The sequence below is a fragment of the Streptomyces sp. NRRL B-24572 genome (genome assembly GCF_002156145.1).
Taxonomy (GTDB): Bacteria; Actinomycetota; Actinomycetes; order Streptomycetales; family Streptomycetaceae; genus Streptomyces; species Streptomyces vietnamensis.
Genome location: NZ_MWIG01000880.1, coordinates 1 through 2,239 on the forward strand (window position 1 = coordinate 1; position 2,239 = coordinate 2,239).

At 74.4% G+C, this 2,239-nt stretch carries 3 protein-coding genes; 1 reads left to right on the top strand and 2 read right to left on the bottom strand.

Annotated features, from left to right (window positions below):
* Positions 1–213 (bottom strand): cupin domain-containing protein (locus CCN56_RS37590; protein WP_143664763.1); only part of this gene is annotated, 213 nt, incomplete at its 3' end.
* A gap of 90 nt (positions 214–303) precedes the next feature.
* On the opposite strand from CCN56_RS37590, the gene CCN56_RS37595 reads away from it, so the two are divergent.
* The gene (locus CCN56_RS37595) at positions 304–1,305 is read left to right on the top strand and encodes a zinc-dependent alcohol dehydrogenase family protein (protein ID WP_086832176.1); all 1,002 of its coding nucleotides are present in this window, start codon (positions 304–306) and stop codon (positions 1,303–1,305) included.
* Positions 1,306–1,308: 3 nt separating this feature from the next.
* Here CCN56_RS37595 and CCN56_RS37600 read toward each other — a convergent pair.
* Positions 1,309–2,239 (bottom strand): aldehyde dehydrogenase family protein (locus tag CCN56_RS37600; protein ID WP_143664764.1); only part of this gene is annotated, 931 nt, incomplete at its 5' end.

Here is a 2,239-nt window from a genome sequence, read left to right on the forward strand (position 1 = left end):
GCCGTGGGCGAAGAGGACGACGTCGCCGGGGCCGAGCCGGACGGGGGCGGCACCGTCCGGGGGCAGCAGCCAGGCGGTGCCCTGGAGGACGACGTGGAATCCGGCGCTGTCGCTCGACGGGTAGCGGACGCCCCAGGGGGCGAGCCGGACGGTGCGGGAGGAGTGCGGGAGCCCGGTGCGCATGGCGGCGATGGCATCGCTCAGTACGTCCATGACCTGAACGGTAGCGCGCGAGACGATCGGACATGGAGGGAAGCCGAGGAGACATGGATCGTCTTTCCGGTCCCTCCTAACGTCGAGGTCATGACGACAACGGACATGACGACGAAGGCAGTTCTGTTCCACGAGCTCGGCGGCCCCGAGGTCCTGAAGGTCGAGGAGGTGCCGCTTCCGGACCCCGGTCCCGGTGAGGTGCTCGTCCGCGTCGAGGCGATCGGACTCAACCGCGCCGAGGCCCTGTTCCGCGCCGGCACCTACTACTACCCGGCGACGCTGCCGGGTTCGCGGCTCGGTTACGAGGCGGCGGGCGTGGTCGAGGCGGTCGGCGCGGGGGTCACGACGTACGCCCCGGGCGATCCGGTGATGGCGGCGGCCAACTTCGAGTTCGGGACGTACGGCGTGCACGCGGAGCGGGTGGTGCTCCCCGAGGAGTACGTGGTGGCCCGGCCCGAGGGCGTGGACGCGGTGACCGCGGCGGCGGTCTGGCTGGGCTACTTCACCGCGTACGGAGGCATGGTGCTGACCGGTGGACTGCGCCCCGGCGACCACGTGGTGATCACGGGCGCGTCGAGCGGGGTGGGGACGGCCGCGATCCAGACGGCGCTGCGGGTCGGGGCCGTACCGATCGCCACCACCCGCGGCGAGGGGAAGCGGAAGCGGCTCCTCGGACTGGGGGCCGCGCACGTGGTGACCACCGACACCGAGGACCTGGTCGAGGAGGTGCGGCGGATCACCGGCGGGGCGGGCGCGGACCTGGCCTTCGACGCGATCGGCGGGCCCGGTTTCGCCCGGCTCGGGGACGCGCTGCGGACCGGTGGCACCGCCGTCCTCTACGGCTGGCTGGACCCGCGGCCGGTCGAGCTGTCGCGGAACTGGCCGCTGACCACGCACACGTACGCGAACGGGGCACTGGCCAGGACGGCGGAGGGGCGCCGGCTCGCGGCCGGGTTCATCGGCTCGGGGCTGCGGGACGGCTCCCTGGCGCCGGTGATCGCCGAGACCTTCGACGGTCTGGAGCGGATCGCCGACGCCCACCGCCTCATGGAGTCGAACACGCACTTCGGGAAGATCGTGGTCAGGCTCTGACCGTCAGCGCCGGGGCAGTCCCAGCGGGTTGCCGTCGCGGAGTTCCGGCGGGAGGAGGTGGTCGGGCGTCGACTGGTACGTGACCGGGCGCAGCCAGCGCTCGATCGCGGTCGCGCCGACCGAGGTGGAGGTGGAGGTGGTGGCCGGGTAGGGGCCGCCGTGGTGCTGGGCGGGTGCGACGGCGACGCCGGTCGGCCAGCCGTTGACGAGGACGCGGCCGGCCAGCGGGGTGAGTTCGGCGAGCAGCGGGGCCGCGTCCGGGTCATCGTCGGCGATGTGCAGGCCGGCGGTGAGGTTGCCGGGCAGCAGGCCGAGGACGGCGGTCACCTCCTCCGGGCCGGAGTAGCGGGCGACGACGGTGACCGGTCCGAAGCACTCCTCCAGGAGGAGGTGGTGGCCGCCGTCGGCGAACACGGCGGCGTCGACGGCGAGGACGCCGGCGCTGACGGTGTGGGCGCCGCCCGCGCCGGGGGTGACCGGGGTGTCGACCCCGGCGAGCGCGGCACGCTCGGCGACCCCGGCGACGAAGGCGTCCCGCATCCGGTGGTCGAGCATGACGGACGGCTCGGTCTCGCTGACGGCGGCGGTGAGGGCGTCGAGGAAGCGGTCGCCGTCCGCTCCGCGGGGGGCGAGGACGAAGCCGGGCTTGGTGCAGAACTGGCCGGCGCCCAGGGTCATGGAGCCGGCCAGGCCCGCGCCGATCTCCTCGGCGCGCTCCGCGGCGGCGGCCTCGGTGACCACGACCGGGTTGAGGGAGCCGAGTTCGCCGTGGAAGGGGATGGGGACGGGCCGGGTGACGGCCGCGTCGAAGAGGGCCCGGCCGCCGCGGATCGAGCCGGTGAAGCCGGCCGCCGCGACGAGCGGGTGGCGGATCAGCTCCAGGCCCGCGTCGAAGCCGTGGACGAGGACGACGACGTCCTCGTCCACGGCTTCG

What these genes read in the sequence shown, in the direction of transcription:
- CCN56_RS37595 (WP_086832176.1), top strand. Translation starts at nt 304, where the DNA reads ATGACGACAACGGACATGACGACGAAGGCAGTTCTGTTCCACGAGCTC.